Below are 6,393 nucleotides of genomic sequence, written 5' to 3'. Positions count from 1 at the left end.
GGGAGGGTGTGGGAGAGTAGGTCACCGCCGGAACACCATTCAGGTCGAGAGCCCCAACCACACGGTTGGGGCTCTCCCACTTTAACCACCACACCCGCCACCCGGGCCACGCGCCGCCGTCGAACACCACCAAGACTGTGCGAGCGTGGCAGGGGCGGAACGCCGGCCGTGCCGCCGTCGTTGTACCAACTGGGCTTCAACCCCCCAACTTGGGCGCCGCCATCGGCAAGCCCATCATCGATTGGGAGACACTTCATGGCTGCACGAATTATCGTCATTACCGGAGCGAGCGACGGCATTGGGGCTTCCGCTGCCCGGACACTGGCCAAGGCAGGGGACCAGGTGGTCGTCGTCGGGCGTTCTACGGAAAAGACCCGATCGGTGGCGCAGGATATCGGCGCGGACTACTTCGTCAGCGATTTCGCTGACCTGTCGCAAGTTCGCGGGCTGGCCTCGGAGCTGAGGGAGAAGTATCCGCGGATTGATGTCCTGGCGAACAACGCCGGCGGGATCATGGGCAGGCGCGAGCTGACGGTGGACGGCCACGAGAAGACTTTCCAGGTAAACCACCTGGCGCCCTTCCTGCTCACCACGGAACTGATGGACATTCTGACGGCAAGCAATGCGACGGTGATCAACACGTCGAGCGCGGCGAACGCATTCGGACACGTGGACATGGACGACCTTGACTCCGCCGGCAAGTACTCGACCAACAGGGCCTACGGCACGTCCAAGCTCGAGAACATCCTCTTCACCACTGAGCTGCATCACCGGTACAACGCCGCCGGCATTTCCACGGCCGCATTCCACCCCGGAGGCGTGGCCACCAACTTCGCGGCAGAATCCAGCAGCTGGTTCCGGTTCGCCTACAAGACATTTATCAAGCGGTTCATGCTCACGCCGGAGCAGGGCGCGGATACCCTCGTATGGCTTGCGACCACCAAGCCGGGGCAGGACTGGGTGTCCGGCGCGTACTATGCCAAGCGGTCGCTGGCCAAGGCCAACAAGGAGGCCTACGACGCCCAGCTGGCGCGGCAACTCTGGGACCGCAGCGAAGCCCTGGTCGGCGCGGACAAGCCCAACCGGCGAAACTAGCAGGGTCACCTACACAACTCCCGGCCCCTGTTCCGCCGGACCCCCTCAACCCTCGAAATGAACTCCCTGCATCTCGTCGATGGCATCCGCCGAGCGGAGCAGCGCCAGCTCCAGGCCGGACTCCGGCTCGGGGTGGGAAAAGAGGTAGCCCTGCAGGGAATCGCAATGCAGATTGGTCAGGTAACTGGCCTGGGCCCCGGTCTCGATTCCTTCCGCTGTCACCGTCAGGCCCAGACTGTGGGCCATGTTGATCATCGAGTTCAGGATGGGCAGTTTCTCCGCGCCGGTACGCACCATCGAGACGAAGGAACGGTCAATCTTCACCGCGTCCACCGGGAGTTCCTGCAGCCGTCCCAGTGAGGAATAGCCGGTGCCGAAATCGTCCAGCGCGACCCGTACGCCGGCGTCTCGGAGCAGGTCCAGCTGCCGGATCACATGCGCGTCCGGATCAAAGAAGACGCTCTCCGTCACCTCGAGCACCAACTGCCGCGGATCGGCGCCGCAGGAGGCTGCCAGCCGCAGGACGCCGTCGGCGAACTTGCAGTCCTTCAACTGCACCCCCGAGATATTGACCGCGACAGAGCGCGTGGCATCACGGGCGAGCCATGGCTGCAGCTCCGTGAAGCTGTGCCGCATGACCTGCATGCCAATGGCCGAAATCAGGCCGCTGCGCTCCGCCGTCGGAATGAACTGCCCGGGCGGAACCAGCTCACCGTCCCGTTTCCACCGGGCCAAGGCTTCAAACTGCACCACTTCACCAAGCTTCGGCGAAATCACCGGCTGGTAGTGGACCATGATCTGCCCGGAGTCCACGGCAAGCCGGAGGCCGGCCTCCATGTCTGTCCGCTGGACCAGCGCCGTCATCATTTCCGGCTCGAACCTCATATACCGGTTCTTGCCCGCGGCCTTCGCAGCGTACATGGCCACGTCAGCCTGGCGGAGCAGCTCGGAGGCAGCCACGTCCGGGCCCGCCGAGGCCAGGCCCAGACTGAGACTTGGTCGGAGCATTGTGCCGTCGATCCACATGGGGACGTTCAACGAGTCGACGATGCGTTCGGCGGTGGCATCAGGCTCCAGCGAGCCCGTCAGCAGCACCACGAACTCGTCCCCGCCGAGACGGGCAACAGTGTCGTCGGGTCGGACGCAGGAGCGCAGCCTGCGTGCCACTTCCGTCAGCATCTCATCACCGGCGTGGTGGCCCAGGATGTCATTGACTTCCTTGAAGTCGTCCAGATCCAGCAGCAGGACGTCCACGGTCCCGGTCCTCTTGCCGCGGAGCGATTCAGCCAGCTGGTCATGAAACAGCTTCCGGTTGGCCAGGCCGGTCAGCGGGTCCTGGAACGCCAGTGCCTTGAGCTGTTCCGCCTGCTCGGCGAGATCGGCCAGGGCCTGCTTCGCCTGGTCCTGGGCGGCCAGCCGCGGGGTGACGTCGCGGAAGCTCCACACGCGGCCCACCACTTTGTCCGCCACTTTTTGTGGCCGCGAATACCTTTCGAACGTCCGGCCGTCGGTAAATTCGAGGATGTCGTTGCTCTCTGCCAGCGGGTGCTCGTAGAGATCGCGGACCTTGTCGAGGAAGCTCTGGGGTTGTTTCAGGAGTCCCAGCACGTAGCTGATCACCGCGTCATCATCGTGGGTTGCCAACAACGCGCGCGGAATGCCCCACATGGACACGAACTGCTCGTTCACGCCGGCAATCTGGCCGTCCGTACCCACGACGAGAATGCCGTCAGCGGTGGATTCGAGGGTGGCGCTCAGTAAGGACATGGCCTCGCGCAACCCGTCATCGGGCTCCTCACGATGCGTCATATCCCGCACCGACACGGACATGCAGGGGCCGGCAGCTATATCCAGGAGCCCACACGCGATCTCGCCCTTGAACTCAGTGCCGTCTTTCCTCAGCCCGTACGCCTCGAACGGCGAACCGTAGCTCGACTCCGGTCCGCCCGCACGAAGGGCCTTGAAGAGGCGCTGAAATCCCAGTCGGTAGCCCTCAGCAAGAACGATTCGGTGGTCATGGCCCACGAGTTCCTGCCGTGAATATCCGAAGACGCGTTCGGCGGCAGGATTCATGAGCACCACGGTGCCGTCGTGCGCCAGCACCAACAGGGCATCGGGCAGCGAATCAATGACGGCCTGGTAATCCTGGCCCGACACCGCCCCCGGTTCCTGGCTTCCCTGCGCCGCCATTAAAGCGCCCTAAACACATAATGAGACCGCGATTGCTTCATTGAATGTCCTCCCATCCGCACATCATAGAGCGCAAAGGCAGGAACCGCTTGTCACGTGATCGGCTGCGGGATCAGCCCTGTTCCCGTCCCCAGGCCGCGGACCGTCCAGCCCTCTGCCTGCCACGCTGCAGCATCCAGCACATTGCGCGCGTCCAGCACCGTCCGGCGTCGTACCAGCGCCCCGGCAACCACCGGAGACAGCGACCGGTAGGCGTCCCATTCGGTCAGCAGCAGCACCAGCTCGGCGCCCTCGAGCGCCCGGTCCGTGCACGCCTCGAACCGCAACTGCGGGTACCGCATCCAGGCATTATTGATCGCCTTCGGATCCGTCACGGTCACGTGTGAGCCCGCCGCAGCCAGTTGCAGTGCCACGTCGAGGGCGGGGGAGTCGCGGATGTCGTCCGTGTCCGGCTGGAACGCCGCACCCAGCACGGTCACCGTCCGGCCGGCCAGGCTGCCGCCACACAACCCCCGGGCGATCTCCACAGTCCGTGATCGCTGGCCCAGGTTGATGGCGTCCACCACACCCATCCACTCATCCACCGACCCCACACCGAGGGCGGCCGACTGGGTCCGGAAGCTGCGGATGTCCTTGGGCAGGCAGCCGCCGCCGAAGCCCAGCCCGGCATGCAGGTACCGGCTGCCGATCCGCGGATCCAGGCCCATCGCTTCACTCAGCTCGGTGACGTCCGCCCCGGACGCGTCACACAGCTCGGCCATCGCGTTGATGAAGCTGACTTTCGTGGCCAGGTATGCGTTCGCCGCCGACTTGATGAGTTCCGCCGTGGCAAAGTTGCACACCAGCCGCGGAATCCCGGCGCTCAGCAGCGGCCCATACACGGCATCCAAGGCTGCGGTCACACCGCGCGCGGCACCGCTCGCCCGATGAAACGCGGCCGCTTTGCCTCCCGGCACGCCGTAGACCAGCCGGTCCGGCACCAGGGAATCCTTCACCGCGGTGCCCTGCCGCAGGAACTCCGGATTCCAGCCGAGCAGCACACCCGGCCGGCCTGACAGCATTCCCGCCAGCACGTCGACGGTACCCACCGGCACCGTTGACTTACCCACGACGGCGGAGCCCCGGTCCAGGTGCGGAAGGAGACTTTCGGTGGCGGCGAGCAGGTAGCTGAGGTCGGCGCCGTCGGACGTCTTGGACTGCGGGGTGCCCACGCAGAGAAAGTGCACCTGCGCGCCCGCCGCGTCCGAGAATTTCGTAGAAAATGTCAGCCGTCCGGTGGCCCGGCCGTCCTGCAGGAGCTCGTCCAGGCCCGGTTCGAAAAACGGGGCAAAGCCTCGGGCCAGCTGTTCCACCCTGGCGGCGTCAACGTCGATGCCCACCACAGTGTGGCCCATCGACGCCAGCGTTGCGGCGTGCACGGCACCGAGGTACCCGCACCCGATGACGGAAATTCTCACAGCGTCACTCCTCTTTTGGTTTCGACAGGCTCAACCACCGCTTCACCGGCGATCACAGCACGGTAATGCCCCACCAGTTCCGCGCTCAGCGCCGGCCATGTCCGCCCCTGGACCGAAGCGTGCGCTGCCGCGGCGAACGCGCGGCGCTTGGCGTCGTCGCCCATCAGGTCCATGACATGGGCGCGCAGCCCGGCAAGGTCGCCCGGCTTGTACAGCCACCCCGTGCGGGAATTCTCCACCAGGTCCAGCGGACCGCCGCGGCCCGTGGCCACCACCGGAACGCCGGATGCCATGGCCTCCTGGATGGTCTGGCAGAAGGTCTCGAACTCGCCCGGATGCACGAACAGGTCGAATGATGCCACCGCCCTGGCGAGCTGCTCACCGCCCAGGAACCCCGCGAACACGGCGTTCGGCAGGGCTTCCTGCAATGCCTCGCGCTGCGGGCCGTCGCCCACGATCACCAGCCGTGTGCCGGGCACATCGGCCAGCACGGCCAGGTCCTCCACCTGTTTTTCGACGGCCAGCCGGCCCACATAGCCGATGAGCCGCTCGCCGCCGGGGGCCACTGAAGCCCGCCACCCGTCGTCGCGCTTTCCCGGCGCAAACCGCGCGGTATCCACACCGCGCCGCCACATGTCCACCCGCAGAACTCCACGGCCGCGCAACTGGTTCAGCGCGAAACTCGATGGCACAAGTGTCCGGGAAGCCATCAGATGGATGTTCTCCACCCTGTTCCAGGCCCAGTTCTCCATAAACGGCACCCCGTAGCGGGCAGCGTAGCTGGGGACCTCTGTCTGGTAGATGGCAACCGTGGGAATCCCGAGCTGGTGCGCCGCCTGGACCGCCCGCCAGCCGAGCACGAACGGGGACGCAAGGTGAACAACATCAGGCGCGTAATCGGCAAGGATTCTCTTGACCCGGTTCACACCGCCCAACGCCACCCGCACGTTCGTGTAGCCGGCTAGCGGTACTGACGGAAGCCGGTGCACGAACGCGCCGTGCACCACATCCAGGACCTCTGTGTCCTGCGTTGACGGGGCGATCACCATAACGTCATCGCCCCGCTCCTGCAGATGCTCAAGCACCCGAAGGATGGAGTGCGTAACCCCGTTCATCAGTGGCAGGAATGATTCGGCAACGATTGCGATCCTCACCCCTCCACGGTGCGGGCGGCGCGTTGCGCAGAGGGGGAGCGGGCATGACGGGCAAGGGAAGGTTGGGTTAACAGCGAGGCCGCGGCGAGGCGCAACGACAGTGCACGACGGCGGCGGCGCCCGCCACGTGGGGGAGCGCCGTTTGCAGTGCACGTCGAATCAGAGGGTCCGGACGCTGCCCCTTGACACCCTCCAGGCAGACAAGGGACAACATCCGGACCGGTTTTGGGGTCAGCGGCTGGCTGCCGAACGAGCCCGGCCCATGGGGTCGGGCCAGTTCCCGATGCGGGCTTTCATGGCGTTGGGCCACCAGCCGATTCGGGCTTGCATGGGGTCGGGCCAGTTGCCGATGCGGGCACGCGCCGGCGCCGGGCTGACGATTGTGGTGACGCTGAAGAGCTGGGTGTTGATGGACATGACGTTCTCCTGACTGAGGTTTGTTTCCGTACGCCGACGGCGTCGGTGGGCCATGCTCTGCCTGAAAAGCGCAGAGGCGA

At 65.6% G+C, this 6,393-nt stretch carries 5 protein-coding genes; 1 reads left to right on the top strand and 4 read right to left on the bottom strand.

Going from position 1 to position 6,393, the window contains the following annotated elements:
* Nucleotides 1-255 precede the first annotated feature (255 nt).
* Complete coding sequence (locus ACFVWT_RS15485) at nt 256-1,095, top strand: SDR family NAD(P)-dependent oxidoreductase (protein WP_390249258.1); 840 nt, start codon at nt 256-258, stop codon at nt 1,093-1,095.
* 45 nt (nt 1,096-1,140) lie between these two features.
* Here the strand turns inward: ACFVWT_RS15485 and ACFVWT_RS15480 are convergent, their stop codons facing one another.
* The 4 genes from ACFVWT_RS15480 to ACFVWT_RS15465 form a co-directional block, all read right to left on the bottom strand.
* Nucleotides 1,141-3,285, bottom strand: coding sequence for a putative bifunctional diguanylate cyclase/phosphodiesterase (locus ACFVWT_RS15480; protein WP_390249256.1), 2,145 nt, complete (start codon nt 3,283-3,285; stop codon nt 1,141-1,143).
* A gap of 92 nt (nt 3,286-3,377) precedes the next feature.
* Nucleotides 3,378-4,742 carry a UDP-glucose dehydrogenase family protein gene (locus ACFVWT_RS15475; protein ID WP_390249254.1) on the bottom strand — a complete coding sequence of 455 codons (1,365 nt, stop codon included), beginning with the start codon at nt 4,740-4,742 and terminating at the stop codon, nt 3,378-3,380.
* Nucleotides 4,739-5,896: a glycosyltransferase family 4 protein gene (locus tag ACFVWT_RS15470; protein ID WP_390249252.1), complete on the bottom strand. Its 1,158-nt coding sequence runs from the start codon at nt 5,894-5,896 to the stop codon at nt 4,739-4,741. The genes ACFVWT_RS15475 and ACFVWT_RS15470 overlap by 4 nt, the downstream gene beginning before the upstream one ends.
* Before the next feature lie 231 nt (nt 5,897-6,127).
* Nucleotides 6,128-6,313, bottom strand: a complete 186-nt coding sequence (locus tag ACFVWT_RS15465) for a hypothetical protein (RefSeq protein ID WP_390249250.1) — start codon at nt 6,311-6,313, stop codon at nt 6,128-6,130.
* Nucleotides 6,314-6,393: the final 80 nt, after the last annotated feature.

Source organism: Arthrobacter sp. NPDC058288 (assembly GCF_042880995.1).
Lineage (GTDB): Bacteria > Actinomycetota > Actinomycetes > Actinomycetales > Micrococcaceae > Arthrobacter.
The sequence above is the reverse complement of the archived record's forward strand: the minus strand, read 5'-3'. Positions and strand labels throughout refer to the sequence as shown.

What these genes read in the sequence shown, in the direction of transcription:
- ACFVWT_RS15485 (WP_390249258.1), top strand. Translation starts at nt 256, where the DNA reads ATGGCTGCACGAATTATCGTCATTACCGGAGCGAGCGACGGCATTGGG.
- ACFVWT_RS15480 (WP_390249256.1), bottom strand. Translation starts at nt 3,285, where the DNA reads ATGGCGGCGCAGGGAAGCCAGGAACCGGGGGCGGTGTCGGGCCAGGAT.
- ACFVWT_RS15465 (WP_390249250.1), bottom strand. Translation starts at nt 6,313, where the DNA reads ATGTCCATCAACACCCAGCTCTTCAGCGTCACCACAATCGTCAGCCCG.